The following is a 26,705-nucleotide window of genomic DNA, read 5'->3' on the forward strand; positions in this document are numbered from 1 at the left end:
CCAGACCAGCTCGACGTGGAACCCGTGCCGCCAACACACCACCGACGTGATCGTGGCGACCTGGACGAAATCGACCTGCGGCCCCTGCCCGGTCCGGGACCTGTGCACGAAAGGCCAACAGCGCCACATCACCCTCCGGGACCGTGCCCTCCACGAAGCCACCATCACCGCGAGGGCCGAACAGACGACCGACGAGTGGAAACGCCGCTACGCCGCCCGGTCCGGGATCGAGGGCACCATCCGCCAGACCACCCACGTCACGGGCATCCGGACCGCCCGCTACCGCGGCCTGCCCAAGACCAGCCTTGAACACAACATCGCCGCAGCCGCGATCAACATGATCCGGCTCGATGCCTACTGGACCGGCAAGCCCCTCGACCGGACCCGCGCCACCCACCTCACCCGGCTCGACCTCACCCACGCAGCCTGAATAAACCAGCAGGGTCGTTTCAGCAGCCAAAATCCTTACTTCTTGCTCGGCAGCGGCAGCGGCAGCGGCAGCGGCAGCGGCGGCGGCAGCGGTAGCGGCGGCGGTAGCGGTAGCGGCGGCGGTAGCGGCGGTGGCGGTGGTGATGGCGGCGGTGGAAGCTCGGAGCTCTGGATTCGGCGACGGACCCAGGCTGCCACCGCCGGACCGGCGGGAGACCCGGAAATGATTGATACGAATTAGTGGCTGGGTGACGCGCCGATTGTCCTGTGCTCGCCCGGGCAACGCTCACGTTAGTGTTTCGACACAGCAGGGATCGCCCGAGCGCCCTGAATCCGTCCCCTCCCGTCCAAGGCGGACTATGCACAACTTTCTGGCAGTCGTTGTTTCTTATGGTGGATCGCCGCAGCTGCACTGTCTGCTGACGGCACTGGCCGGTGTCGCGGGATGCCGGGTAACCCTGGTGGAGAACCGGGGCGGAACGGAGCACGAGGGCCTGCCGGCCGGCGTCGAAGTATACGACGGGCACGGGAATGTCGGATATGGCACGGCTGTGAACATCGCCGTGCGGGGATCGCTGGCAGCGGACGGATCGCTCCGGCCGACGGGCGACCCCGCCCCCGAGCGACCCGAGTGGATTCTTGTCGTCAACAGCGATGTGACCGTTCCGGCCCGGACCTGCGAGCAGTTGCCCGAGCTGCTTGCATCGGTACCGGCGGGGACGGATGCCCTGGGATTTCCGCTGCGTGCCGAGAACGGGGGACCCGGCCGGGGGACGGCAGTCCTGCCGAACGCCCGAACGAACGCGTACGTCGCGGTGCGAGGTGAGGCCGCGGCCGTGGCCCGCTGGCCCGATCTCCGCTACCCGGTGGGTGCGTTCTTCGCGATCCGTACCAGTGCCTTCCTGCGGCTGGGAGGATTTGATCCGTCCTACTGGATGTACTACGAGGAGACGGATCTTTTCGCCCGGCTGCACGCGGCGGGGGGCAGGGTCGGCTGGGCCGACGACCGATGCCAGGTGGCCCATGTGGGCGGCGGGACCGTCGGCCGGGCCGGTTTGTTGTATGCCGAACTGGGCCGTTCCGCCGCGATCTACGCTCGCCGGCACCGTGCGACGCTGGGGCGCGGCTGGCTTGCCGTGCACGTCGGGCAGCTTGTCGTGCTCGCCCTGCGCAAGCTCGCCGCCGGCCGGACGCACGACGCGCGTCGCGCCATGCGGATCCTCGGCGGCCTCGCCGTCGGCATCGCCCAACCAGGCCGGGAGCCCGCCACCACGTCCCGGTGGCGCGCGGTGCCGTCGGCGCGACGTCGCGAGCTGGGTCGTATCGACCCCGAGACGTTGGGGGCGGGTGCCGCGGTGTGGCTTCCCCGGCCCCGGTCGGCCGTCTCGCCCACGTCGTGGGTGACAGCCGACCGCTGAGCCCGGTCACCAGCGTCCGGTCACCAGCCGCGGGCGCGCCATTCGGCCAGGTGCGGGCGCTCGACACCGAGCGTCGTGTCCTTTCCGTGGCCTGGATAGATCCACGTCGTGTCCGGGAGTGGGCGGAAGATCTTGGCTTCCAGGTCGCCCATCAACGTGCTGAAGGCCTTCGCGTCGCCGAAGGTGTTCCCGGGGCCGCCGGGGAACAGGCAGTCACCGGTGAACAGGTGCGGGGCACCGTCGCCCTGGTCGTAGAGCAGCGCGACCGAGCCGGGCGTGTGCCCGACCAGGTGCACGACCCGCAGGGTGACCTCACCGACCCGCACCTCGTCGCCGTCCTGGACCGGGTCGGTCGTCGGAACGGGGATCTCGGGCGCGTCCAGCGGATGCGCGATGGTCCGGGCGCCGGTGGCGGCCACGACGTCCACCAGCGCCTGGACGTGGTCACCGTGGCGGTGGGTCGTCACCACGGTGCTCAGCCCGGTGTCCCCGATGAGGCGCAGCAGGGTGCCCGTCTCGTTCGCCGCGTCGATGAGGAGCTGCTCGCCGGTGGCGGCGCAGCGCAGCAGGTAACAGTTGTTGTCGAAGGGGCCGACGGCCACCTTGGTGATCGTGAGGTCCGGCAGTTCCCGCACGTCGGCGGGCCCGCCGACGATGACGTCGCCCGTGTAGCCGGCGCCGATGTTCATACGGTTCTCCTCGATCTTCTCCGTGGCCCCGGGCCGGCAGACCATGGCCGGGGACCGTCGCGGCCGCGACGGGATGGGCCGGGAATGACTCGCGGGTTCCCTTCATTCTCATCGGTGTGTCTGCTGGCTGTCTCCGTCCGGGGGGCGGTCGGGCGTGGCCCGTCGGTCCGGCGTCGGTGGGCTTGTGGCCTGGTTGTCGCCGTCCGTCCGGGGCGGCAGTGCTGTTGCGAGCAACTTCGGCGGGGCGTGTAGCGTCGTCGGTGTTCGAACGCGCGTTTGGTCGCGATCGGTAGCCGGCCAGGTTCGGGCAACCCCGACCGGCGGCACCGGCGGCACCGCCGGCGCCAGCGCGACCAGCACCGACAGCGTCACCAGCACCGACAGCGCAACCACCGACAGCGAAGTCCAGCAACCGACCGAGGACGACGAGGGACCTGACGATGGCCGACCGTCTTGTCGTGCGCGGAGCACGCGAGCACAACCTTCGTGATGTCGATCTCGACCTGCCCAGAGATGCTCTGGTGGTCTTCACCGGCCTGTCCGGCTCGGGCAAGTCCAGCCTCGCCTTCGACACGATCTTCGCGGAGGGTCAGCGCCGGTACGTCGAGTCCCTGTCCGCCTACGCGCGCCAGTTTCTCGGCCAGATGGACAAGCCCGATGTCGACTTCATCGAGGGGCTGTCGCCGGCGGTGTCCATCGACCAGAAGTCGACGTCGCGCAACCCGCGATCGACGGTTGGCACGATCACCGAGGTATACGACTACCTGCGGCTGCTGTACGCACGAGTCGGCCATCCCCACTGCCCCCGGTGCGGTCGCCCGATCGCGCGCCAGACCCCGCAGCAGATCGTCGACCGGCTGCTGGAACTGCCCGAGGGCACCCGCTTCCAGGTGCTCGCGCCGGTCGTGCGCGGGCGCAAGGGCGAGTACGCGGATCTTTTCGCCGAGCTGCAGAGCTCCGGGTTCGCCCGGGTGCGCGTCGACGGCACCGTCGTGCCGCTGACCGAGCGTCCCAAGCTGGAGAAGCAGCGCAAGCACACGATCGAGGTCGTGGTCGACCGGCTCGCGGCGAAGGAGTCGGCCAAGCGCCGCCTCACCGACTCGATCGAGACGGCCCTGCGGCTGGGCAACGGTCTGGTGCTGCTCGACTTCGTCGACCGGGATCCGGCCGACCCCGACCGCGAGCGGATGTACTCCGAGCACCTCGCCTGCATGTACGACGACCTGTCGTTCGAGGAGATGGAGCCGAGGTCCTTCTCGTTCAACTCGCCGTTCGGTGCCTGCCAGGAGTGCTCCGGGCTGGGCACGCGCAAGGAGGTGGACCCCGAGCTGATCGTGCCCGACCCGACGCTCTCGCTGGCCGAGGGCGCCATCCAGCCGTGGTCCGGCGGGCACAGCAAGGAGTACTTCCAGCGGTTGCTGACGGCGCTGGCCGAGGACCTGAGCTTCCGGATGGACACGCCCTGGGAGGGGCTGCCGGAGCGGGCCCGCAAGGCCATCCTGCACGGCAGCGGCGAGACCGAGATCCACGTCGGCTACACGAACCGCTACGGGCGCAAGCGCTCCTACTACACCTCGTTCGAGGGCGTGCTGGCATTCCTGCGGCGCCGACACGCCGACGCGGAGTCCGACAGCAGCCGTGAGCGCTACGAGGGCTACATGCGTGACGTGCCCTGCACGGCCTGCCGAGGCTCCCGGCTCAAGCCGGAGTCACTGGCGGTCACCCTCGCCGGGCGCTCCATCGCCGAGGTGTCCGCCATGTCGATCCAGGAATGCGCGGAGTTCCTGCGGCACGTCGAGCTCAGCGAGCGGGAACAGGCCATCGCCGGGCAGGTTCTCAAGGAGATCGACGCCCGGCTGGTCTTTCTCCTGGATGTCGGCCTCGACTACCTCTCCCTGAACCGCGCCGCGGGCACACTCGCGGGCGGCGAGGCGCAGCGCATCCGGCTGGCGACCCAGATCGGCTCCGGGCTGGTGGGTGTGCTCTACGTGCTCGACGAGCCGTCCATCGGCCTGCACCAGCGGGACAACCGCCGCCTGATCCAGACCCTCATCCGGCTGCGGGATCTGGGCAACACCCTGATCGTGGTGGAGCACGACGAGGACACCATCCGCGCCGCCGACTGGGTGGTCGACATCGGCCCGGGCGCGGGGGAGCACGGTGGTCGGGTGGTCGTCTCCGGATCGGTCGACGACCTGTTGAGCAGTGCGGAGTCGGCGACCGGGGCGTATCTCTCCGGCCGGCGGGAGATTCCCGTCCCGGCAGTCCGCCGGGCGCCGACCAAGGGCCGTGCGCTGACCGTGCACGCCGCGCGTGAGCACAACCTGCGTGACGTGACGGTGTCCTTCCCGCTCGGCTGTTTCGTGGCGGTCACCGGGGTGTCAGGGTCGGGCAAGTCGACGCTGGTCAACGACATTCTCGCCTGCGTGCTCGCCAACCACCTCAACGGCGCCCGCGAGGTACCGGGCCGGCACCGCACGGTGAGCGGGCTCGACCACCTCGACAAGGCGGTGCGGGTCGACCAGTCACCGATCGGCCGGACTCCGCGTTCCAACCCGGCGACCTACACCGGCGTGTTCGACCACATCCGCCGGCTGTTCGCGGAGACGACCGAGGCGAAGGTCCGCGGCTACCTGCCCGGCCGGTTCTCGTTCAACGTCAAGGGCGGCCGCTGTGAGGCCTGCTCCGGTGACGGCACGATCAAGATCGAGATGAACTTCCTTCCGGATGTCTACGTGCCCTGCGAGGTCTGCGGGGGCGCCCGGTACAACCGCGAGACCCTCGAGGTGCACTACAAGGGGAAGAACATCTCCGAGGTTCTCGACATGCCGATCGAGGAGGGCGCGGAGTTCTTCGCCGCCGTCCCGGCGATCGCGCGCCACCTGCGCACGCTCAACGACGTCGGGCTGGGGTACGTCCGGCTCGGCCAGCCCGCGCCCACCCTCTCCGGTGGCGAGGCGCAGCGGGTGAAGCTGGCGGCCGAGCTGCAGCGCCGTTCGACCGGCCGCACCGTCTACGTGCTGGACGAGCCGACCACCGGCCTGCACTTCGAGGACATCCGCAAGCTGCTGGGTGTCCTCGGGAGGCTGGTCGACGCGGGCAACACGGTGATCGTTATCGAACACAACCTGGACGTCATCAAGACCGCCGACTGGATCATCGACATGGGGCCGGAGGGCGGCACCGGCGGTGGTCGGGTCGTCGCCGAGGGCACCCCCGAGGCGATCGCCGCCGTGTCCGCGAGCCACACGGGCGCATTCCTGCGCGAGATCCTGGGTGGCCGTGGCGCGACCGCAGGCGCGGCCCCGGTGGCCGACGGTCAGGTGGTGGCAGAGCAGGTGGTGGCAGCGCAGGAGGCGGGTGCTGCCGCCCCTGATGGGGCGGGCCCGGCGGCGAAGGGTGCCGCCGTCAGGAGTGCGAGGGCCTCCAAGGGCCGTGACCGGTTGGCCGGTACCGCGTCGGTGACCAGCTGAGAGCCTGGCGGGCTGGCAACGGCGGGCGGCGGGGGCCGGCTGCCCCGGGGCCGCCTGGAACGGCTGGCTCGCCGCTGTCAGCTCTGGAAAAGGTCGTCGAGGACGGCGTCCAGGGCGACCTCGGGGTGTTCCTCGCCGGCGGGCACGACCCGCTCCGTGCGGTCCAGGAAGCGGCGGACCGGTGCGGCGTCGAGGACGACCACCGACCGCCGATCGCCGTCAGCCAGTTCCAGGCGGATCCCGCCCCGGGTCGGCTCGGGGGTGATCCGAACATCGCCGTCGCCGACCGGAGCCGGGCCGTCGAGGCCGGCCCGCAGCGCGTCCCGTGGGGTTACCCAGTGGCCCTGCGGGAGCGCGGGATGGTCCGGCCGGGAGACGAGTACCAGGGCGACGGCCAGTGGGTCACAGCTCCGCCAGGTGACCTGGAGAACGGTGATTCTTCCGCGCCCGGGTGCGTCGTCGACGACGAACTCCGTCGTGACGTCATCCACCTGCACCCGTCGGCCCCCTTGGTCCCAGTCCGCCGGCTCCGTCGTGTCGAACGGCTGCGTGTCGCCCGTCTGCTGCGTCTGCGCCGATCGGCCGCTGTGACGACCGTCCGCTGTGTTTACAACAGTGTCCCCTGCAGAGTCGACCGTCTTCGGTCGCATGGCACCTGCAGTGTGACCTGCGGTGCCGACTGGTCAACAGCAGTGTCGGCCAGTCGAGGATCAACGGCTGTGACGGTCAGTCAGCGGCCGTGTCGACCAGCCACGGCCGCCTGTCGGCTGCCGCGCCGGTTGGCGTCGAGCCGCCGACCGTCCTACAGCATACGGCGATGCGGCCTCAGCCGAGGCCTGATGGGAGATCATCCGCCTGGCAACTCGTGGACGCGGGCCGGGGGAGTGGCTTTTCGCGGGCCGTTGACCGGCGTCCAGGGGCGTGCTCGCGGGCCTGTCGGCCGCGGCTCGACGCGGGGAGCTTCGGGGGTCCTCGACGACATGGAAGCTGAGCGTGATGAAATGGATACGTGCAGGCACCGTTCAGGTCGGAGGATGACGGCCGTAGGCTCGGTTCATGGCTGATCCGGCGACCTACCGGCCCCCGCCGCGCTCGATCCCCGAGACCCCGGGCGTGTACCGCTTCCGTGACGAGCATGGCCGGGTCATCTACGTGGGCAAGGCCAAGAACCTGCGTGCCCGGCTCGCCAACTACTTCGCCGACGTCCATACCCTGCACCCGCGTACCCAGCACATGGTCACCACGGCGAGCTCCGTGGAGTGGACCATCGTGTCCACCGAGGTCGAGGCGCTTCAGCTCGAGTACACCTGGATCAAGGAGTTCGATCCGCGTTTCAACGTCCGCTACCGCGACGACAAGAGCTACCCGAGTCTCGCCGTGACGTTGTACGAGGAGTTTCCGCGGCTGCAGGTGATGCGTGGGCCCAAGCGCCGTGGTGTGCGGTACTTCGGCCCCTACGCGCACGCGTGGGCCATCAGGGAGACGCTGGATCTGCTGCTGCGTGTCTTCCCGGCCCGGACCTGCAGCTCGGGTGTCTTCAAACGAGCGGGCCAGGTGGGGCGTCCCTGCCTGCTCGGGTACATCGACCGGTGCTCCGCGCCGTGCGTGGGCCGGGTCGACGCGGCCACCCACCGGGAGATCGTCGAGGACTTCTGCGACTTCATGTCGGGGCAGACGGGCCGCTACCTGCGCCGGCTCGAACGCGAGATGCAGGCCGCCGCCGACGCCCAGGAATACGAACGCGCCGCCCGGCTGCGGGACGATATCGGCGCGCTGCGCCGCGCGGTCGAGAAGCAGGCTGTCGTGCTGCCCGACGGGACCGACGCCGACGTGATCGCCTTCGCGCAGGACGAGCTCGAGGCCGCGGTCCAGATCTTCTACGTGCGGGCCGGTCGGGTCCGTGGCCAGCGTGGCTGGGTCGTAGACAAGCTCGACGACGTCACCACGGGGGACCTCGTCGAGAAGTTCCTGACCCAGGAGTACCTGGACGGGGCCGGTGGGTCGGCGGCCGGTTCCAGCGGCACGGGTTCCAGCGGCACGGGTTCCAGCGACACGGGTGCCGGTGGCACAGGTGCCGACACCGGGTACGCCGGGGAGATTCCACGCGAGATCCTCGTCCCCGAGCTGCCGCCGGACGCCGAGGCCGTCACCGAGCTGCTCAGTCAGGCCCGCGGCTCGCGGGTCGACCTGCGCGTGCCGCGCCGGGGCGACAAGCGCAACCTGATGGAGACCGTGGAACGCAACGCCAAACAGGCGTTCACGCTCCACCGGACGAAGCGCGCCGGTGATCTCACCGCCCGCAGCCGCGCCCTGGCCGATCTGCAGGAGGCTCTGGAGCTGCCCGACGCCCCGCTGCGCATCGAGTGTTTCGACGTGTCGAACATGCAGGGCACGAATGTCGTCGCGAGCATGGTCGTGTTCGAGGACGGGCTGCCGCGCAAGTCGGAGTACCGGCGGTTCGCGATCCGTGGCGTCGACGGGCAGGACGACGTCGCCAGCATGCACGAGACCATTCACCGCAGGTTCTCGCGTTACCTGGCCGAGCGCGCGCGGACGGGAGAGCTCGCGGGTTACCCGGGTGCCGAAGTCGCTGACGGTGGGGAGGCCGAAGCGGCCGGAATGGCTGCAATGGCCGAGGACGTGGGGGGGCCGTCCCTCCGGGATCCGGAGACCGGACGGCCCCGCCGGTTCGCCTACCCCCCGAACCTCGTGGTGGTCGACGGCGGTCCTCCGCAGGTCGCGGCCGCCGCGCGGGCCCTCGACGAGCTCGATGTCGAGTCCGGTCCGGGTGGCGTGGCCCTGTGCGGGCTGGCGAAACGCCTGGAGGAGATCTGGCTGCCGGACCAGGACGAGCCGGTCATCCTGCCGCGCACCAGCGAGGCGCTCTACCTGTTGCAGCGCGTGCGCGACGAGGCCCACCGCTTCGCGATCACCTATCACCGGCAGAAGCGGTCGGCCTCGATGGTCGTCTCGGCGCTGGACGGGGTGCCGGGCCTGGGCGATACCCGGCGCAAGGCCCTGCTACGACAGTTCGGCTCGGTGGCGAAGGTCCGCGCCGCGACGGCCGAGGAGATCGCCCAGGTACCGGGCATCGGGCCGCGGACGGCCGAGGCGATCGTGGCCGCGCTGGCCCGATCGGCTCCCGGAGAGGCCCAGGCGCCCCCGCCCGCCGTCAACCCGCTCACCGGCGAGATCATAGGGACCGGGACCACAGGTACCGAGACCACAGGGGCGATGTCCGATCCGGTGGCGGCGCCGAGCCCGGTCGACGATTCGGCCGGGCACGCCGAGCCCGCCGCCGCGCAGGGCACTATCCGGGGGGTGGCTGGATGACCACCGCAACTCTTGACCTCGCGATCATCACCGGGTTGTCCGGTGCTGGTCGCAGCACGGCGGCGAAGTGCCTGGAGGACCTGGGCTGGTTCGTCGTCGACAATCTGCCGCCGGCGCTGCTGTCGACCATGGCTGAGCTGGGCCATCGTTCCGGCGGGGCGGTGAGCCGGATCGCGGTGGTCGTCGACGTCCGGGGCCGGGCGTTCTTCTCCGACCTGCGGGCCGCGGTCGAGGCGTTGGACTCGCGGGGCATGCATCCGCGGATGTTGTTCCTGGAGGCCTCCGACGACGCGCTGGTCCGCCGGTTCGACCACGTCCGGCGCCCGCATCCGCTGCAGGGCGACGAGCGGGTCGTCGACGGGATCAGTCGGGAACGGGCCCTGCTCGCCGAGCTGCGCGGCGAAGCCGACCTCGTGCTGGACACGACCGACCTCAACGTGCACGAGCTGCGAGCGAAGATCGATGTGGCGTTCGGCCAGCCACGCGCCAATCGGCTGAACGCGACTGTGGTCTCCTTCGGCTACAAGTACGGTCTTCCGCTCGACGCCGACTTCGTCGCCGACTGCCGTTTCCTCCCGAACCCGCACTGGGTCGAGGCACTGCGCCCCTACACGGGGCGTGATCCGCAGGTGCGCGACTACGTGCTCGCCCAGCCGGGCGCGGAGGAGTTCGTCGACCAGTACACGGCGCTGTTGCACCTGGTCGGCGAGGGCTACGTGCGGGAGGGGAAGCGCTACCTCACGCTGGCGGTGGGCTGCACCGGTGGCAAGCACCGCAGCGTCGCCGTGGCCGAGCAGCTGGGGGCACGGCTCGCTGCCGACGGCATCGGGGTGCGGGTGGTGCACCGGGATCTGGGCCGCGAGTGACCGGCGACGCTCTCGCGATCACCGCGTTCGGTGGCGGGCATGGACTGGCGGCGTCGTTGTCGGCGTTGCGGCGGATCACCGCACACCTGACCGCTGTCGTCACCGTGGGTGATGACGGTGGGTCGTCCGGCCGGCTGCGGGCCGAGCTCGGTGCGTTGCCCATGGGCGATCTGCGGATGGCGCTGGCCGCTCTCGCCGGCACCGACGGCTGGTCCACCACGTGGGCCGACCTCTTCCAGTACCGCTTCGGGGGCGACGGGCCGCTCGCCGGCCACGCCGTCGGGAACCTCGTCCTGACCGCGCTGGCCGAGCATGCGGGTTCGCCGGTCGCCGCGCTTGACCTGGCTGCGTCCCTGCTCGGTGTCGACGGCCGGGTCCTGCCACTGTCCTGCGACGGCATCGACATTGTCGCGGACGTGACGGGCCTCGACGCCGGCTCGGGCGCCACCGCCGGCGCCGGCACGGATCGGCCGGTGGAGTCGGGGGAAGCGGTGGAGGTTCGCGGTCAGGCCGCGGTCGCCACGACTCCGGGCCGGGTCGAGGGCGTGCGGCTGGTGCCCGCGGCGCCCGCGGCGTGCGGCGCCGCGCTGGCCGCCGCCGAGGCCGCGGACTGGATCGTCCTGGGGCCCGGTTCGCTCTACACGAGTGTGCTTCCGCACCTGCTCGTGCCGGACATGCGCGCGGCGATCACGGGTTCCCGAGCCCGCCGCGTCATGGTCCTCAATCTCGTGGCGCAGCCCGGTGAGACCGCCGGGTACACGCCCGAGGCACATCTGCACGCGCTGGCCACCCATGTCCCCGGTCTTCGCCTGGACGTCGTGATCGCGGATCCCGCCGCGGTCGATGATCCGGAACCGCTGGCCCGTGCGGCCGCGGATCTGGGCGGCAGGCTTCACCTTTCGCCCGTGCGGGCCGCCGACGAGCCGGCCCTGCACGATCCCGAGCGTCTCGCGGCCGCGTTCCGTGCCGTGTTCGCACCCGGCAGCCAGGCCGAAGTGGGCCGGGCGGCGGTGCCGGTGCCCCCACGTCCCGTGGACGAGCGGTCCTGGCGGGACCAGGGTTCGGCGTGCGTCGACCCCTCGGGCGTCGGGTGCTCAACGACCGGTGGCCGAGGCCATCGGATCCCCTCCGGTGAATGCAAGGAGTGATCGGTGTGGCGGCGATGACGGCCACCGTCAAGGACGAACTGAGCAGGCTGCGAGTGGCCAAGCCCTGCTGCCGGCGGGCTGAGATGGCGGCGCTGCTGCGGTTCGCCGGCGGCCTGCACATCGTCGGCGGGCGCATCGTGGTGGAGGCCGAGCTGGACACCGGCTCCACCGCGCGTCGACTGCGGCGTGAGATCGCCGAGGTCTTCGGCTTCCCGTCGTCAGTCGCCGTGCTCGCCGCCGGTGGACTACGGCGGTCGGTGCGCTACATCGTCCGCGTGGAGCGCGACGGTGAGCAGCTCGCCCGCTCGACCGGCCTGCTGGACCAGCGCGGCCGCCCGGTGCGTGGCCTGCCGCCGCAGGTGGTCACCGGGTCTGCCTGCGACGCGGCGGCGGCCTGGCGAGGTGCGTTCCTCGCGCATGGCTCGCTCACCGAGCCGGGGCGGTCATGCTCGATGGAGGTCACCGCGCCCGGCCCGGAAGCGGCGCTGGCGCTGGTCGGCGCGGCCCGGCGGATGGGCGTGCAGGCCAAGAGCCGGGATGTGCGCGGAGTTGACCGGGTGGTGGTCCGCGACGGCGACGCGATCGGCGCGCTGCTGACCAAGATCGGTGCGCATGACAGCCTGATGGCCTGGGAGGAGCGGCGGATGCGCCGCGAGGTCCGGGCGACGGCGAACCGGCTCGCGAACTTCGATGACGCCAACCTGCGCCGGTCCGCACGGGCCGCGGTGGCGGCCGGCGCCCGGGTGCAGGCGGCGATGCGCATTCTCGGTGACGACGCGCCGGAGCACCTGCTCGCCGCCGGACGGTTGCGACTCGAACACGCACAGGCGTCACTGGAGGAGCTCGGTGCGCTCGCCGACCCACCGCTGACCAAGGACGCCGTAGCCGGGCGAATCCGTCGACTGCTGGCGCTGGCGGACAAACGGGCCAACGCTCTCGGTATCCCGAACACCGAGGCCAGTGTCTCTCCGGAACTCTTTGAGAACGCCTGAGCACGCAATCAGGCGCCTGGGCGAGGTGCGTCGAGTGCGCGGACACGCGCCGTGTTCGCCGAGGCCCATGGGATAGGGTGTTTGTCGAAAGGCGCTGCATTCAACCAATTGCTGAGGGTGCTGGGTCCCCCGATGTGAGGAGACCGACATGTATCGGTTCGGATTCCCGCCGATGATGTCCGGACTCGCTAGGCTCCTGGCACACGACGGCACACGAGCATAGGGAGTCCTGGACGTGGCTACGCGGGTGGGTGTCAACGGCTTCGGGCGAATCGGTCGTAACTTCTGGCGGGCCCTTGCGGCAAGCCGGCGGAGCGATCTGGAGATCGTCGCCGTCAACGACCTGACGGACAACAAGACCCTCGCGCACCTGCTGAAGTACGACACGACCCTCGGCACGCTCGCCGAGCCGGTCTCCGTCGCCGACGACGGCATCCGGGTCGGCGACACCACGATCAAGGTGCTCGCCGAGCGGGACCCGGCGGCGCTGCCGTGGGGTGACCTGGGCGTCGACATCGTGATCGAGTCGACGGGCCGCTTCACGACCGCGGAGACCGCCGGCAAGCACCGGGAGGCCGGCGCCAAGAAGGTCATCATCTCCGCCCCCGCCAAGGGCGAGGACCTGACGGTCGTCATGGGCGTGAACGACGATGTGTACGACCCGGCGAACCACCACATCCTCTCGAATGCCTCCTGCACGACGAACTGTGTCGCGCCATTGGCGAAGGTGCTCGACGAGGCGTTCGGTATCGAACGTGGTCTGATGACCACCATCCACGCATACACGAATGACCAGGTCATCCTTGACTTCCCGCATTCCGATCTGCGTCGTGCGCGTGCGGCCGCGCAGAACATCATTCCCACCACCACCGGGGCGGCGAAGGCGACCGCGCTTGTTCTTCCGCATCTGAAGGGCAAGCTCGACGGTCTCGCCATGCGTGTTCCGGTACTTGACGGTTCGGTGACCGACCTTGTCGTGAATCTCGCCCGCGAGGCGTCGAAGGACGAGATCAACGCCGCCTACAAGGCCGCGTCCGAAGGACCGCTGAAGGGTTACCTCGTCTACACCGAGGACCCGATCGTGTCCTCCGACATCGTGGGCACCCCGGCTTCCTGCACCTTCGACTCGCAGCTGACGATGTCCTTCGGCAGCCAGGTCAAGGTCGTCGGCTGGTACGACAACGAGTGGGGCTACTCCAACCGTCTCGTCGACCTGACCGGGCTCGTCGCCGGCCGGCTCTGACAACACCAGGTCATCCGAGACAACACCAGGTCATCCGACCAACCTGACCACCTGACCTTCGCCTACACCGGAGTAGCCAGCGTGAGGACGATCGACGACCTGCAGGTCACCGGTCACCGTGTACTTGTCCGTAGCGATCTCAACGTCCCTCTGGACCACTCGGGGGCCACGCCCCGCATCACCGACGACGGTCGGGTGCGGGCCAGCGTGCCGACAATCCAGGCGCTGCTCGACCGGCAGGCGAAAGTGGTGGTCTGCTCGCACCTCGGCCGCCCCAAGGGTGAGCCGGAGGCGAAGTACTCGCTAGCGCCGGTCGCCGAGCGGCTGGCCGAGCTGCTGGGAGTCCCGGTCTCCTTCGCCGGGGACGGCGGCGGCGACATCGCCGGTGACCGGGCCCGCGAGGTGGTCGGGCAGCTGGGCGAGGGGCAGGTGGCCCTGCTGGAGAACCTCCGCTTCCATCCGGGGGAGACCAGCAAGGACGCCGCCACCCGGGCCGCGTTCGCGGATGAGCTGTCGGCGCTCGCCGAGTTCTACGTGGGTGACGCGTTCGGCGCCGTGCACCGGGCACACGCGAGCGTGTCCGAGGTGCCCAAGCGGCTGCCGCACGCGGCGGGCCGGCTGGTGCTGACCGAGCTGGACGTGCTGCGCAGGCTCACCGCGGCTCCGGAGCGGCCCTACTCGGTGGTGCTCGGCGGCTCGAAGGTGTCGGACAAGCTCGGCGTCATCCGGGCCCTGCTACCGAAGGTCGACTCGCTCCTGGTCGGCGGCGGGATGTGCTTCACCTTCCTGGCCGCGCTCGGGTATCCGGTCGGCGCGTCGCTCCTGGAGAGCGAGATGATCGATACCTGCAAGGGGCTGCTGGCCGAGGCCGGCGACCGGCTCGTGCTCCCCACGGACATCGTGGTCGCGGACCGCTTCGCGGCGGACGCCGAGACCGCGGTCGTCGCCGCGGACGCGATTCCGGACGGCTGGCTGGGCCTCGACATCGGGCCGGCCTCGACCGCGGCGTTCGCCGACGTCGTCGGCGGTGCGGCCACGATCTTCTGGAACGGCCCGATGGGGGTCTTCGAGTTCGCGCCGTTCGCCGCGGGAACCCGGGGTGTCGCCGAGGCGGTCGCCGCCGGCGGCGGCTTCTCCGTCGTGGGCGGCGGGGACTCGGCTGCCGCCGTCCGCGCGCTCGGCATCCCGGACAGCGACTTCAGCCACATCTCCACCGGCGGTGGCGCCAGCCTGGAGTACCTGGAGGGCAAGACCCTTCCCGGGCTCGCCGCGCTCGACGTCTGAGCCCCGCCCGGGGCACGGGCGCCGTTCGAGGCATCACCATCCGAAGCATCATCACTGAGCCTTTTCCATCGTCGACACCGACCTGCGGCTGCAGCACTTGACAAACGTGAGATGGAAAAGGCTCACCGACGAAGGGAAGCAGGGACGTGGCGAAGGGGGCACCCGCCCGCGGATCGGCCGGTTCCGGTCGGCGGACGTTGGTCGCCGGCAACTGGAAGATGAACCTCAACCATCTCGAGGCCATCGCGCTGGTTCAGAAGGTCGCCTTCGACCTGAAGCCGGCCGAGCTGGAGAAGGTCGAGGTCGTGTTCCTGCCGCCGTTCACCGACCTGCGCAGCGTCCAGACCCTGGTCGACGGCGACAAGCTCGCCGTCGGCTACGGGGGTCAGGACCTGTCGCCGCACGGCTCCGGGGCCTACACCGGTGACATCAGCGGAACCATGCTGGCGAGGCTTGGCTGCTCGTATGTCGTCGTCGGGCACTCCGAGCGGCGCACCTACCATCACGAGGACGACGCGCTGGTCGCCTCCAAGGTCCTCGCGGCCTACAAGCACGGCATCACACCGATCCTCTGCGTCGGCGAGCACGAGGACGTCCGCGCGGCGGGCAACCACGTCGAGCATGTGCTGACCCAGCTGGAGGGTTCGCTCGCCGGCGTCAGCGCCGAGCAGGCCGCGACACTCGTCGTCGCCTACGAGCCGGTGTGGGCGATCGGAACCGGTCGGACCGCCTCGGCCCAGGACGCCCAGGACATGTGTTCGGCGGTTCGTGGCCAGCTCTCGAAGCTGTTCGGGGATTCCGTCGCGGGCGGAATCCGGGTTCTCTACGGGGGCTCGGTAAAGGCCGCGAACGCCGCCGAACTGTTCACCATGCCCGACATCGACGGTGGTCTCGTCGGCGGCGCGAGCCTTGTCGCAGAGGAGTTCGTGGGGATCGTCCGCGCTTCGCCGGCGGCCTGAGGCACCTGCGCGGGCACCGGGGCGGCGTGATGTACGTTGGCACGATCGTCGAGCCTGATCGGGTACGACGTTCGGGCCCTAACGACAGCGGGAGCTGGTCCAGATGACGGTCGGCCTGTCGATCGCACTCATCGTCACGAGCGTGCTGCTCATCTTGCTGGTGCTGCTGCACCGGGCCAAGGGCGGTGGTCTTTCGACCCTCTTCGGCGGAGGGGTGTCGTCGTCGCTGGGCGGCTCCTCGGTCGTCGAGAAGAACCTCGACCGCCTCACCATCGCGGTGGCCCTGTTGTGGGCCACCTGCATCATCGGCCTCGGTCTGCTGTTGAAGAGCTGAATTTTGAGCAGCAGATCCCGGTGGTCGGGCACCCTTCGTGCGCTGGTCGCCCTCCTCGCGGCCGCGATGTTCGCGGCCGCGGGGTGCAGCGGTGAGCCCGATCCGGCACCGGGCCCGATGGCGGCGAGCCCGTCCAGCGCGCCGACGACCGCCGCGCCCGTCGAGAAACCCGGCGGCACCCTGCGCCTGCTCACCGGGCAGATGCCCAGCGGCGATCCAGGCTGGGCCGACGAGCCGGGGGAGCGGGCGTTCGCCCGGCTCGTGACCCGGCAGCTCTACAGCTACCCCTCGGACCCGGATGTCACCGGTTCGACGATTCCGCGGCCGGATCTCGCGGTCGGCGCCCCCGTGGTGTCCGAGGACCGCCTGGCCTACACGGTGCGCCTGCGTTCGGCGGCCCGCTGGAACACGCCGAGCCAGCGCCGGATCACCGCGACCGACGTGGCGCGGGGCTTCAAGCGGCTGTGCTCACCCCCGACACCCTCGCCGCTGCGCGGTTACTACGCCGCGACCATCCGCGGCTTCGCCGAGTTCTGCACCCAGCTCGCCGCCGCACCGGTAGCCGACGCGCCGGCCCTGATCGAGAGCGGGTCGATCCCCGGTGTCGAGGTCGTCGGCGACGACACGATCGTGTTTCACCTGCTCAAGGCGTCCAACGACTTCGTCGACCTGCTGGCGTTGCCGGCCAGCTCCCCGGTTCCCCTGGAGGCGTTGGCCTATCCGGCGGACTCCCCGGAGTACCTCGACAACCTGATCTCCGCCGGCCCGTACCGCTTCGTGCCCGCGCCCGACGGCAGCTACCTGCTTTCCCGTAACCCGTCCTGGAGCGGCTCGTCCGACGGCATCAGGCGGGCGCTGCCCGACCACATCACCGTCACGGACGGCCTCACGCCGGAGACCATCGCCGCCCGCATCGAGGCCGGAGAAGGCGACATGGCCCTCGACGGGGAGGTTCCCGCGGACGTGCTGAGTGACCTGACCGGCGACGGGGGCGACCGGCTGGCGGTCTCCTCGACCGGGCCGGTGACCGCGCTCGTCGTCGGGTTGAACGGGCCGTCCGCGGCCGCGCTGCGCGAGCAGCAGGTGCGCGCCGCACTGGCGTACTGCGTCGACCGGGCGGCGGTCGTCGACGCGCTCGGCGGGCCGACGCTCGCCGGTGAGACGTCCCAGCTGCTGCAGGCGCCGATGACCGGCTACGAGCAGTACGACCCCTACGCGGCGGGGGAGGACACCGGCGACCCCGTGCGCTGCGGCGAGGGCCTGGCGAACAACCCCGGCGGGAAGGTGACCGCGCTGTCGCTGCTGACGACGGACAGTGCCACCGACGCCGCCGTCGCCCAGGCCCTGCGGACCGCGTTCGCTCGCGCCGGCATCCGGCTGGACGTGCGGATCCGCAACGCGGAGCAGTACCAGCAGGCGGTGAGCAACCCGCAGGCCCAGTTCTGGGACCTGGCGCTGACCACCATCGACCCGGACTGGTTCGGCGATGCCGGGCGCACCGTCTACCAGCCGCTGCTGGACGAGACCTGGGCCGGCGCACGCCCAGCGGACGGCGGCTACCGGCTTGGGGACCTGCAGACACGCCTGGACGGCGCCCTCGCGACCCTGGGGAAGGACCAGGCGGCGGCGGACTGGTCGGCATTGGAACGCGCGGTTGTCAGCGACGCCGCGGTCGTGCCGCTCGCGGTCAGGTACTCGGCCCGCCTCCACAGCGCGGCCGTCGTGACCTTCACGATCGTCCCGTCGCTGGGAACCGCCGACCCCACCGCGGTCGCACTGGCACCCTGAGTGGCACCGGGCTTCCCGGAGTGCACCGAGGTCCTCACAGCGAGCAGGAACACACCCGGGTGAGGGCCCCAACGGGCCCTCCTGAACCGGTAGAAGCCCCGGTGGGGGTGGTCGGTGTAACCCGTGGTGGGCCTGGCGTCCTACACTCCGAAAAGACGTCCTCGGCGAGCCTTTCGGTAGGCGCCGGCACGTCAACGGTGGCGGTGCGGGCGTGGGTGGTCCGACCGCGGGGGGCCGACCGCCGAGCTACCACCCATGGGACGAGACGAAGGAGCACGCGGGCCGTGGCAGGTGGCAACGCCATCCGGGGGAGCCGGGTCGGGGCAGGGCCAATGGGGGAGGCCGAGCGGGGCGACACCGCGCCGCGGCAACGGATCTCCTTCTGGTGCGCCAACGAGCACGAGACGAAGCCGGCTTTCGCCGCCGACGCTTCCATACCGGACACCTGGGACTGTCCGAGCTGTGGCTTTCCCGCCGGCAGGGACCGTGACAACACGCCCGCGCCGCCGAAGACCGAGCCGTACAAGACGCACCTCGCCTACGTGCGGGAGCGTCGCAACGAGAAGGACGGTGAAGCGATCCTCGCGGAGGCCCTGGCGAAGCTGCGGGGCGCGCCGGTCACCTGAACCTGAGCATCACCGCGGAACCGTCAGCTGTGCGAGTTGGAGGCCGGCCACGTTGAGGCCGGCCACGTTGAGAGCGATCGCACGGTGGCCGATCGCACCGAGGCCGATCGCACCGAGGCCGGCCGGGTTGTGACCGGCCACGAGGAGGTCGGCCGCAGTGCGGCCGGCCGCATGGTGGCCGGCCGGGTTCAGGCCGGTCACGTTGTGGCCGGCCGGTACCGCCTGCTGGAAACAATCGGCGCCGGCTCCATGGGCGTCGTGTGGCGTGCCTCGGACCTGCTGCTGCGGGTCGAGGTGGCGGCCAAGGCCATCTGGGTCGGTGGACGTCCGAGCGCGGCCGGTCCGGTCGACCCGGACCGGGCCCGGGTCGCCGCCGCGGTACGGGAGGCCCGCAACGCCGCCCGGCTGCGGGGTAACCCGCACGTCGTCTCCGTGACCGACGTCCTCGAGGACGTCGGCATCCCGTGGATCATCATGGAGCTGATCGCCGCCACGTCACTGGACGCGGCGGTTCGGTCGGCCGGCCCGCTGCCGAACACCCGGGTCGCGCAGGTGGGCCTGGCAGTGCTGGACGCCCTGATGGCCGGGCAGCGCATCGGGCTGCTGCACCGGGACGTCAAACCGGCGAACATCCTGCTGGCCGACGACGGCCGTGTCCTGCTCACCGACTTCGGTATCGCGACCCACGTCGAGGACACGACCTCCCCGGGTTCCGATGGCAGCGCGGGTACCCCCGCCTACCTGGCGCCGGAGCGCATCACGCAGCGTCCGGCCTCCGTGGCCGCGGACCTGTTCTCACTCGGTGCCACGCTTTACTTCGCCGTCGACGGGGAGCCGCCGTTCGCGCGGGAGACCGTCGTGATGACCCTCGGCGCGGTGATGCACGTGGATCCACCGCCGCTGGCGCGGGCGGACACCCTGTGGCCGGTCATCGGTGGTCTGCTCATCAAGAACCCGGAGAACCGCCTGGGGGCGGAAGCGGCCCGTGCCCTGCTCCTGCGGGCACTGCGCCTGTCCGCCCCCGCGACGACTGGCGCCGCTCGGAGTCCCCTGCCCTTTCCGGTCTCTCCAGCCGTTCCGGCTCCGCCAGCCGTTCCGGCTCCGCCAGCGGTTCCGGCTCCGCCAGCGGTTCCGGCTCCGCCAGCGGTTCCGGCTCCGCCAGCGGTTCCGGCCATGCCAGCCGTGCCGGTCTCTCCAACCGTTCTTGCCCCGCCAACCGCTCCGAGTCCCCCGCCCGCGGCTGATCCGGGCCGTGCGGCGACTTCCCCGCTCCCGCGGGACTCGGCGCCCGTGCCATCGGTACAGGGCTTGGATCAGGTTGACCGGATGGATCAGGTGGAACGGGCGAGCCCGATTCGGCGAGCGGCCTGGATGGGCCGGGCGTTACGGAGCCGTCCGTGGCTTGCCGGGGGGATCGCGGGTCTGGCGGTCATCGGGCTCGTCACCGTCGCACTGTGGATCATGATGGGTGGTGCCGCTCCGCGCGGTGCTGGTTCGGCCGTACCCGCCGGAATGGTCGGTTCCTGGAGCGGTTGGGTGGTCCAGGGGCCGATCGGGTTCGGAGTCGAGATCGCGCTCACCGACGGCGCGGTAGACGACACCGTCGGCCGCAGCTTGTATCCGACCGAGGGGTGCAGCGCGGACCTGCGCCTGCTGGAGGCCGGTCCGAACACCATCACGGTTCAGGAGCGGCTCGACGAGAAGGGGTCTCTGTGCCAGGGCGCCGACCGGCTGGTCCTGACGCTACGTCCCGATGGCCGGCTGAGGTACATGTTCCCGGCGACGTCGATCAACTCGATGGGCAGCGCCGATCTCACCCGGACCTGAGCTGACGGCCTGAGCTGCCGTGGCCTGAGCCGATCGGCGTGGTGCGTTCGCCGATTCACCCGCGCCGGGTGAGCGCTGGGCGCGGCGTGGCGCGGCGAAGCGGGTATGAGTCGGTCCTGCTGGTAGCTGACGGTGAGAGGAGGCAAGGTGGATTCCGACTTCCCGCTCCTCAGCGTGTTCCTCTACATGCTGTGGTTCTTCTGTTTCGTGTTGTGGATCTTTCTGCTCTTTACTGTGGTGACGGACGTCTTCCGCAGCCAGGACCTGTCCGGTTGGGGGAAGGCAGGCTGGACCGCGGCGATTCTGATCCTGCCGCTGATCGGCGTGCTGGCCTATCTGATTGTTCGGGGCCACAGCATGCACGAGCGGCAGAACCGCGACGCCGCGGCCGCGGCCGACCTCTGGCGTGCCCAGGTCCGCGCGGCGGCCGGGCGGCCCAGCACCGCTGACGAGCTCAGCAGGCTGGCCGACCTGCGTGACCACGGGGTCATCAGCAGCAACGAGTTCGAACGGGAGAAGACGAAGATCCTGGCCTGAACCCGCCGGCCGCCCCACGGGCCGGGCTCCGTCAGCGGACCCCGGCCTGTGAGGTGTGAAGGCGGGACGCGGCCGCCCGGTCGACGAGCCACAGGGTGGCCTCACGCCCGACAGCCCCGGCGGCGGGCCATTTCACCGGATCCGCGCCGGGGCGCAGCGCGGTCGCGACCGCCTCCGCCTTCTCCTCGCCCGCGACGACCACCCACACCTGACGCGCTGACCGCAGCGTCGGCGGGGTCAGCGTCACCCGGGTCGGTGGCGGCTTCGGGCAGTCCCGCACCGCGGCCACCGGTTCGGTCGCCACGGACGCGGGGGAGTCGGGGAAGATCGAGGCGACGTGCGTCTCCGGCCCGAGCCCGAGCAACAGCACGTCGAAGACAGGCACCGGCGAACCGGGCTCCGCTCGGGCGGCCAGCTCGGCCGCGTACGCCACGGCCGCGGTCTCGGGCTCCTCGACCCCGGCTGGCCGGATCGACGCCAGCCGGGCCGCGTTGCCGGCCCCCTCGGCGGGGCGCTGTCCGAAGCGGACTCGACGTCGCCGGCCGCCCGCGCCGGAGTGAAGGGCGCCATCGGGAAGACCCGGCTCGGGTCCAGCGGGATGTGTTCCAGCAACGCCTCCCAGGCCTGCCGGTCGTTGCGGTCGGGGGAGTCCGCCGGCACGAACCGGTCGTCCCCCACCAGACGTCCACGCGGGACCAGTCGACCGCATCCAGCGCCGGGCTTCCCCGCAGCGCTCGCAGCAGCGCGATGCCGATGCCGCCGCCGGTGAGGACGACCGACGCCACCGAGCGCTCGGCCTGTGCATCGACCAGTGCGGTGACGAGCCGGGCCGCCGCCGCGCGGACGAGCACGCCGGCATCGGCGTGGACGACCACTCTGGCCGGGGCGGAGGCCGCCGCGGCCAGAGTGGTCGTCACGGTCAGGCTGGTCGCTGTGGTCGCTGTGGTCGCTGTGGTCGGGCTGGTCGGGGTGGCTGGCACGGGTTCGACCTCCGGGCCGGGTCTCCCCGCGGTCACGACGCCGCGGGCGGGGTTGTCGGGTTCGGGGCCGGAGCCGCGGGTGTGACCGGAGCCGCGGGTGTGACCGGAGCCGCGGGTGTGGCCGGGGGTGCGGCCGCCGGCGTGGTGGTGATGGCCGCCATGGCGGCAGCGGGCTGCTCCAGCGCGGGGTCGCGCCAGATGTGGTCGCGATGCCGCGGCCGGCGGTTCAGGTGGGGAACGCCGCTCCAGGCCGAGAGCGCCTCCGCGTAGACGTAGTCGTCGTCGAGGCGGCGCAGTTCCTCGGCGAGCAGGTCACCGAGGCCTCGTTCCGGCAGCGGGAGGACCCTGGTGGGGTAGCCCGTGCGGGTGATGCCGGCGGAGCGGCTGTCCGTTCGGGCCAGGGTGACCTCACCGTCGCCGACGGCGACCTGCACGCTCTGGATCCCCTTGCGGCCAGGTGCGTCCGTGATCGTGACCGGGACCCGCAGCTTGGCCTGCAGCCACCCGGCGAACAGGCGTGCGCTGGGATTGTTGGGCTCGCTCACCACCGTCGCCGGACCGGCGGGTTCGGTGACCTGGTCGAAGGCGGCGGCCAGCAGGGTGCGCCAGCCCGAGATGCGGGTCCAGGCGAGGTCCGTGTCACCGGGGACGAAGTCCTCGGCCCGCTGCAGCAGCGCGGCGAGCGGGTCGGGCGCCGCGTAGGTGCCGGTGACCCGGCGGTCGGCGAAGACCCCGAGCGGGTCGTGGGCGATCTTCTCGGGCGGCGCGTCGTACCACCAGGTGACCACAGGTGCGTCCGGAGCGAGCAGCGGCAGGACGACCGACTCGGAGTGCAGCGCCAGGCGACCCGACATCCGCATCACGACCGCCTCGCCGGGCCCCAGCCGCCCACCGATCGACACCTCGGCATCAAGACGCGGATGCGGAGCGTCGATCTGGCGGCGCACCACGATCAGCAGCCGGCAGGGGTGCGCCGCCGACGCAGCCATCGCCGCGCTTTCGGCCTGACTGACATGCTGTTCGTCGACGACCACGACGAGTGTCAGCGCCAGGCCGAACGCGAGCGCGCCCGCGGCCCGCCGCTCGGCGGAAAGAGCCTTGACCACCGCTGATCCGGTGGTGTCCCACAGCGTGGTCATTCGAGGGTCCCCTCGACGTGGCGGTCACAGGTCATGGCCGGCGCCACCTTCGGCCGTCACGGCTGAGCATGTCGTCGGCGGCCGCCGGTCCCCAGGTGCCCGCCCGGTAGGCGTGCGGGGTGGTGCTCTGCCAGAAGTCCTCCAGCGGGTCGATGATCCGCCAGGACTCCTCGACCTCGGCGTTGTTCGGGAACAGCGTCGCGTCGCCGAGCAGGACGTCCAGGATCAGGCGCTCGTAGGCCTCGGGCAGCGCCTCGGTGAACGCCTCCCCGAACAGGAAGTCCATGGCGACGTCCCGGACCTCCATCGACGATCCGGGCACCTTGGACCCGAAGCGCAGCGTGACGCCCTCGTCCGGCTGCACCCGGATCACCAGCTGGTTGTTGCCCAGCTCGGTCGTGTCGGTCGCATCGAAGGGCAGGTGCGGGGCCTTGGTGAAGGTGATCGCGATCTCGGTGACCCGCCGCGGCAGGCGCTTGCCCGTCCGCAGGTAGAAGGGCACCCCGGCCCAGCGCCGGGTCTGCACGCCGAGCCTGACGGCGACGAAGGTCTCGGTGGCCGACGCCGCGGGGATGTCGGCCTCCTCCAGGTAGCCGCGTACCCGCTCGCCGGCGAGCCAGCCCTGCGAGTACTGCCCGCGCACGGCGTAGGTCGCGAAGTCCTCGGGCAGCGACACGGCGCGCAGGACCTTCAGCTTCTCGGTCCGGATCGCCTCGGCGCCGAGGCTGACCGGCTCCTCCATGGCGGTGAGCGCGAGCAGCTGCAGGAGGTGGTTCTGCAGGACGTCCCGGGCCGCGCCGGTCTCGTCGTAGAAGCCGGCACGGGTGCCGATGCCGACGTCCTCGGCCATCGTGATCTGCACCGAGTCGACGAAGTGCGAGTTCCAGATCGGCTCGAACAGCATGTTCGCGAAACGCAGCGCGAAAAGGTTCTGAACCGTCTCCTTGCCGAGGTAGTGGTCGATGCGGAAGACGTCGTCCGGGGTGAAGACGTCGTCTACGAGCGAGTTGAGCTGGCGCGCGGTCTCCAGATCGTTGCCGAAGGGCTTTTCGATCACCACACGGCGCCAGCCGCCCGCGGCCTCGTTGGAGGCCAGGCCCGTCCGCTGCATCTGCTTGAGGACCACCGGGAACGCCGGCGGTGGAATAGACAGGTAGAAGGCCGCGTTCCCGGGCACGCCGTGGCTGGACTCCAGATCGGCGAGCAGCTTCACGAGGCCGTCGAACGCGGCGTCGTCGGAGAACGAACCCGACCGGAAACGCACCGAGCTCGCCAGCCTTTCCCAGGTGTCCTCCCGGAACGGCGTGCGGGCACCGCGTTCCGCGGCCTCCCGGGCGAACGCGGCGAAATCCTCGTCGCTCCAGTCCCGGCGGGCGAAACCGACCAGAACGAATCCCGGGGGCAGGAGCCCCCGGTTCGCCAGGTCGTAGACGGCCGGGATGAGTTTCTTGCGGGCCAGGTCACCGGTCGCGCCGAAGACCACCAGAGCACTGTTGTCCGGCAGCCGTGGCAGCCTCCGATCCCGTGGATCCCGCAGTGGGTTGCCACTAGCGGTGGACGCCACCCGTTCCCCCTTCACAGTTCGTGGTGCTCGCGAGGTCCGCCTGACCGATCCTGCCGCCCGCGCGCTGGATCCGCCTGGGCTGGCGGCCCGTTGGCGGCTTCCGGGGCGGGGCGTCGGAGTGCGGCGTCAGGACGCGGCGGACCCGAGCTGATCGCGGATCGTGTCGAGCAGCTGGTTCCAGGAGTCCTCGAACTTGCGGACGCCGTCGACCTCCAGCACGTCGACGACGTCGGCCATGTCCACCCCCAGATCGGCCAGCTGGGACATGACTGAGTGCGCCTCCTCGTAGTGCGGCGTGATCGTGTCGCCGGGGACGACCCCGTGATCGGCGAACGCTTCCAGTGTCGCCTCCGGCATCGTGTTCACCGTGCCGGGCGCGATCAGTTCCGCCACGTAAAGGGTGTCCGGCAACGACGGGTCCTTCGTCGACGTCGATGCCCACAGCGGCCGCTGCGGCTTCGCGCCGGCCGCGGCCAGCCGCTCCCACCGGGCGGTGCCGAACACCTTCTGATGCAGCTCGTAGGCGAGCCGGGCGTTGGCGATCGCGGCCTTGGACCGCAGTGCGTCCGCCTGGGGCGTGCCGATCTTTCCCAGTCGACGGTCCACCTCGCCGTCGACCCGGCTCACGAAGAAGGACGCCACCGAGGCCAGGTCCGAGATGTCACGACCAGCGGCCAGGGCCTGCTCCAGGCCGGTCATGAACGCATCCATGACCGCCTCGTACCGCTCCAGCGCGAAGATCAGCGTCACGTTGACGCTGATGCCCTCGGCCAGGGTCGCGGTGATGGCCGGCAGGCCGGCCAGGGTCGCCGGGATCTTGATGAACAGGTTGGGCCGGTCGACCAGCCACCACAGGGCACGCGCCTCGGCGACGGTGCGCTCGGTCTCGTGGGAGAGCCGCGGGTCGACCTCGAGGGAGACCCGGCCGTCCACCCCGCCGCTCGCGTCGTACGCGGGGCGCAGGATGTCACAGGCGGCCCGGATGTCGTGCGCGGTGATCGCCCGGACCGCCTCGCCCACGTCGACCCCGCGGACGGCCAGGTCGCGCAGCTGCGCGTCATAGGTCTCGCCGCCACCGATCGCCTTCTGGAAGATCGTCGGGTTGCTGGTCACCCCGACGACGCTGCGGGTGCGGGCGAGCTCGGCCAGGTTGCCGGTTCGGATCCGCTCCCGGCTGATGTCGTCCAGCCAGACCGCGACACCCGCGGCCGACAGGTCGGACAGTGGCTTGCTCATCGGACGTCCTCCTCTGCGCGGCCGTGTCGTCGCGCCGCAGTGGTCCGTGGTTGCGGTGGTTCGAGGCGATGGGTAGCCGAGGTGCTGGGGTAGCCAAGGTGCTGCGGAGCCGAGGTGCTGGGGGAGCCGAGATTGCTGGGCATGCCGAGATGCTTGCGGGAGCTCCGGGTGCTGCGGGAGCCTGAGGTGCTGCGGAGCCGAGGTGCCGGGTCGTCGGGTGCACGCGGGACGGGAGTCCTGCCCCACAATGATCGCATCTCGGCGGACGGCCTCCCGCCGCCGTGACACGCGCGGACACTGTGAGGCGACGGACGTACGGTGCCCCTGGCCGAGTTCGTCACTGCCTTCGTGCCGCCTTCCTTACTGCTTACGGCGACCGTGCCGGATGTCCCTGTCCTCCGCCCTACCCTGTCGCGTGATCCTCACCCCAGTGTCCGTGCCCTGCCGGCAGGGAGGGAACGTGCCGAAGAACACTGGACTCGCTACCCGGGCCGGCCGGCGACCGACGTCACGCGCATATCGTCGCGCAGCGTGGCGGGTCTGACAGTCCGGACGCACCGCCAGCCCGAAGCCCCCGACGGACGTCGCCCACAGGCGGGTTCGGAGCACTGTCGGGACGCAGCCCACGCGCACTCCCCGCCTCGCGGCGGCTAGACTCCGACACGTCGTAGAACCCACCCCACGCCCTACTCCGGGCACCGTCCCGCGCGGTTCGCTGGATGACCGCGCCGATCGCGAGGTCGTTCTGTCTCCCGAGGCCGTTGTTCGCCACCGGCAGGGCCTGCGCCGCCGTCCGGTGACGTCGAGCGGTGGCCGTTCGGCCACGGCGGGATCCGCGCT

General features: G+C 71.0%; 20 protein-coding genes and 1 pseudogene. 15 read left to right on the top strand and 6 right to left on the bottom strand.

Annotated elements, in window-relative coordinates:
• A partial coding sequence (locus FREUN1FDRAFT_RS05510) for a transposase (RefSeq protein ID WP_006538979.1) occupies positions 1-430 on the top strand: 430 nt, incomplete at its 5' end.
• 358 nt (positions 431-788) lie between these two features.
• Positions 789-1,847, top strand: a complete 1,059-nt coding sequence (locus FREUN1FDRAFT_RS05515; protein WP_006538980.1) for a glycosyltransferase family 2 protein — start codon at positions 789-791, stop codon at positions 1,845-1,847.
• 20 nt (positions 1,848-1,867) lie between these two features.
• Here the strand turns inward: FREUN1FDRAFT_RS05515 and FREUN1FDRAFT_RS05520 are convergent, their stop codons facing one another.
• Positions 1,868-2,536, bottom strand: a complete 669-nt coding sequence (locus FREUN1FDRAFT_RS05520) for an MBL fold metallo-hydrolase (RefSeq protein ID WP_006538981.1) — start codon at positions 2,534-2,536, stop codon at positions 1,868-1,870.
• A gap of 440 nt (positions 2,537-2,976) precedes the next feature.
• Between FREUN1FDRAFT_RS05520 and uvrA the strand changes: the two genes are divergently transcribed.
• Complete coding sequence (gene uvrA / locus FREUN1FDRAFT_RS05525; protein WP_006538982.1) at positions 2,977-6,009, top strand: excinuclease ABC subunit UvrA; 3,033 nt, start codon at positions 2,977-2,979, stop codon at positions 6,007-6,009.
• A gap of 77 nt (positions 6,010-6,086) precedes the next feature.
• On the opposite strand, the gene FREUN1FDRAFT_RS05530 is transcribed toward uvrA, so the two are convergent.
• Complete coding sequence (locus tag FREUN1FDRAFT_RS05530; RefSeq protein WP_006538983.1) at positions 6,087-6,506, bottom strand: SsgA family sporulation/cell division regulator; 420 nt, start codon at positions 6,504-6,506, stop codon at positions 6,087-6,089.
• A 559-nt stretch (positions 6,507-7,065) separates the two neighbouring features.
• On the opposite strand from FREUN1FDRAFT_RS05530, the gene uvrC reads away from it, so the two are divergent.
• The 12 genes from uvrC (at position 7,066) to FREUN1FDRAFT_RS05595 (ending at position 20,946) form a co-directional block, all read left to right on the top strand.
• Entirely contained in the window at positions 7,066-9,342 is a 2,277-nt protein-coding gene (uvrC, locus tag FREUN1FDRAFT_RS05535) for an excinuclease ABC subunit UvrC (RefSeq protein ID WP_006538984.1), read from the top strand.
• A complete protein-coding gene (gene rapZ, locus FREUN1FDRAFT_RS05540) occupies positions 9,339-10,208 on the top strand; it encodes an RNase adapter RapZ (protein ID WP_006538985.1) in 870 nt (289 codons plus the stop codon). The genes uvrC and rapZ overlap by 4 nt, the downstream gene beginning before the upstream one ends.
• The gene (gene yvcK / locus FREUN1FDRAFT_RS05545; protein ID WP_006538986.1) at positions 10,205-11,356 is read left to right on the top strand and encodes a uridine diphosphate-N-acetylglucosamine-binding protein YvcK; all 1,152 of its coding nucleotides are present in this window, start codon (positions 10,205-10,207) and stop codon (positions 11,354-11,356) included. Before rapZ ends, yvcK begins: the two co-directional genes overlap by 4 nt.
• Positions 11,344-12,348, top strand: coding sequence for a DNA-binding protein WhiA (whiA, locus tag FREUN1FDRAFT_RS05550; RefSeq protein WP_198144248.1), 1,005 nt, complete (start codon positions 11,344-11,346; stop codon positions 12,346-12,348). The genes yvcK and whiA overlap by 13 nt, the downstream gene beginning before the upstream one ends.
• Before the next feature lie 235 nt (positions 12,349-12,583).
• Positions 12,584-13,591, top strand: coding sequence for a type I glyceraldehyde-3-phosphate dehydrogenase (gap, locus tag FREUN1FDRAFT_RS05555; RefSeq protein WP_006538988.1), 1,008 nt, complete (start codon positions 12,584-12,586; stop codon positions 13,589-13,591).
• An 81-nt stretch (positions 13,592-13,672) separates the two neighbouring features.
• The gene (gene pgk, locus FREUN1FDRAFT_RS05560) at positions 13,673-14,875 is read left to right on the top strand and encodes a phosphoglycerate kinase (protein ID WP_006538989.1); all 1,203 of its coding nucleotides are present in this window, start codon (positions 13,673-13,675) and stop codon (positions 14,873-14,875) included.
• Positions 14,876-15,021: 146 nt separating this feature from the next.
• Positions 15,022-15,834, top strand: a complete 813-nt coding sequence (gene tpiA, locus FREUN1FDRAFT_RS05565) for a triose-phosphate isomerase (protein WP_006538990.1) — start codon at positions 15,022-15,024, stop codon at positions 15,832-15,834.
• Positions 15,835-15,937: 103 nt separating this feature from the next.
• Positions 15,938-16,168, top strand: a complete 231-nt coding sequence (secG, locus tag FREUN1FDRAFT_RS05570) for a preprotein translocase subunit SecG (protein ID WP_006538991.1) — start codon at positions 15,938-15,940, stop codon at positions 16,166-16,168.
• A 66-nt stretch (positions 16,169-16,234) separates the two neighbouring features.
• Complete coding sequence (locus tag FREUN1FDRAFT_RS05575; protein WP_083828573.1) at positions 16,235-17,956, top strand: ABC transporter substrate-binding protein; 1,722 nt, start codon at positions 16,235-16,237, stop codon at positions 17,954-17,956.
• 284 nt (positions 17,957-18,240) lie between these two features.
• Complete coding sequence (locus tag FREUN1FDRAFT_RS05580) at positions 18,241-18,582, top strand: RNA polymerase-binding protein RbpA (protein ID WP_006538993.1); 342 nt, start codon at positions 18,241-18,243, stop codon at positions 18,580-18,582.
• An 84-nt stretch (positions 18,583-18,666) separates the two neighbouring features.
• Positions 18,667-20,409 (top strand): serine/threonine-protein kinase, encoded by a 1,743-nt coding sequence (locus FREUN1FDRAFT_RS05590; protein ID WP_006538994.1) that lies wholly within the window; start codon positions 18,667-18,669, stop codon positions 20,407-20,409.
• Positions 20,410-20,556: 147 nt separating this feature from the next.
• Positions 20,557-20,946 carry an SHOCT domain-containing protein gene (locus FREUN1FDRAFT_RS05595; RefSeq protein ID WP_006538995.1) on the top strand — a complete coding sequence of 130 codons (390 nt, stop codon included), beginning with the start codon at positions 20,557-20,559 and terminating at the stop codon, positions 20,944-20,946.
• A 31-nt stretch (positions 20,947-20,977) separates the two neighbouring features.
• On the opposite strand, the pseudogene pgl reads toward FREUN1FDRAFT_RS05595, so the two are convergent.
• From pgl to tal, 4 genes and pseudogenes are all read right to left on the bottom strand, one after another.
• A pseudogene (gene pgl, locus FREUN1FDRAFT_RS47630) lies at positions 20,978-21,851 on the bottom strand (6-phosphogluconolactonase).
• 107 nt (positions 21,852-21,958) lie between these two features.
• On the bottom strand, positions 21,959-23,065 hold the full coding sequence (locus FREUN1FDRAFT_RS05605; protein WP_006538998.1) for a glucose-6-phosphate dehydrogenase assembly protein OpcA: 1,107 nt from the start codon (positions 23,063-23,065) through the stop codon (positions 21,959-21,961).
• A gap of 31 nt (positions 23,066-23,096) precedes the next feature.
• Complete coding sequence (gene zwf, locus FREUN1FDRAFT_RS05610; protein ID WP_006538999.1) at positions 23,097-24,629, bottom strand: glucose-6-phosphate dehydrogenase; 1,533 nt, start codon at positions 24,627-24,629, stop codon at positions 23,097-23,099.
• 126 nt (positions 24,630-24,755) lie between these two features.
• Positions 24,756-25,865, bottom strand: a complete 1,110-nt coding sequence (gene tal / locus FREUN1FDRAFT_RS05615; protein WP_006539000.1) for a transaldolase — start codon at positions 25,863-25,865, stop codon at positions 24,756-24,758.
• Positions 25,866-26,705 lie beyond the last annotated feature (840 nt).

The sequence above is a fragment of the Parafrankia sp. EUN1f genome, assembly GCF_000177675.1.
Classification (GTDB): Bacteria; Actinomycetota; Actinomycetes; order Frankiales; family Frankiaceae; genus Parafrankia.

Coding starts and splice junctions, on each gene's coding strand:
- FREUN1FDRAFT_RS05515 (WP_006538980.1), top strand. CDS start 789: ATGCACAACTTTCTGGCAGTCGTTGTTTCTTATGGTGGATCGCCGCAG.
- FREUN1FDRAFT_RS05520 (WP_006538981.1), bottom strand. CDS start 2,536: ATGAACATCGGCGCCGGCTACACGGGCGACGTCATCGTCGGCGGGCCC.
- uvrA (WP_006538982.1), top strand. CDS start 2,977: ATGGCCGACCGTCTTGTCGTGCGCGGAGCACGCGAGCACAACCTTCGT.
- uvrC (WP_006538984.1), top strand. CDS start 7,066: ATGGCTGATCCGGCGACCTACCGGCCCCCGCCGCGCTCGATCCCCGAG.
- rapZ (WP_006538985.1), top strand. CDS start 9,339: ATGACCACCGCAACTCTTGACCTCGCGATCATCACCGGGTTGTCCGGT.
- whiA (WP_198144248.1), top strand. CDS start 11,344: ATGCAAGGAGTGATCGGTGTGGCGGCGATGACGGCCACCGTCAAGGAC.
- secG (WP_006538991.1), top strand. CDS start 15,938: ATGACGGTCGGCCTGTCGATCGCACTCATCGTCACGAGCGTGCTGCTC.
- FREUN1FDRAFT_RS05575 (WP_083828573.1), top strand. CDS start 16,235: ATGTTCGCGGCCGCGGGGTGCAGCGGTGAGCCCGATCCGGCACCGGGC.
- FREUN1FDRAFT_RS05605 (WP_006538998.1), bottom strand. CDS start 23,065: ATGACCACGCTGTGGGACACCACCGGATCAGCGGTGGTCAAGGCTCTT.
- tal (WP_006539000.1), bottom strand. CDS start 25,865: ATGAGCAAGCCACTGTCCGACCTGTCGGCCGCGGGTGTCGCGGTCTGG.